1 protein-coding gene is annotated in these 386 nt (G+C 41.2%); it reads left to right on the plus strand.

The features are described from left to right. On the plus strand, positions 1–255 hold a 255-nt coding region (locus ACO0LF_RS31570), incomplete at its 5' end, for a DUF4142 domain-containing protein (RefSeq protein WP_423021378.1). Positions 256–386: the final 131 nt, after the last annotated feature.

Genomic DNA, 386 nt, shown 5'->3' on the forward strand with positions numbered 1-386 from the left:
GATATTCCGGACACACCGGATGCCAAGCAAGAATCAACGATAAAAAAACTCGCTACACTCGACGGACAAAAATATGATCGTCAGTACGCAGCGGATATTGGGGTCTCTGCTCACAAGGATGCAGTAGCATTGTTTAAAAAGGCATCAACTTCGGCTCAAGATCCTGATGTCAAGGCATTTGCGACGAAAACACTGCCATCACTTGAACACCATTTAAAAATGTCAGAAGACATGCAGGCTAAGGTAAATAAATAATTCAAATTCCCGTGTTCATTGCTCCAGTTTAAAGGACCATATTGGTCCTTTTTTTACTGTATTAGCCGCGCTATCTTCAAACGAGATTACGAAATCTCACCAAAGCGATATCCAAGTCCATGAAGTATATA

Origin of the sequence: Undibacterium sp. Di27W (genome assembly GCF_049340345.1) — a bacterium.
Taxonomy (GTDB): domain Bacteria; phylum Pseudomonadota; class Gammaproteobacteria; order Burkholderiales; family Burkholderiaceae_D; genus Undibacterium.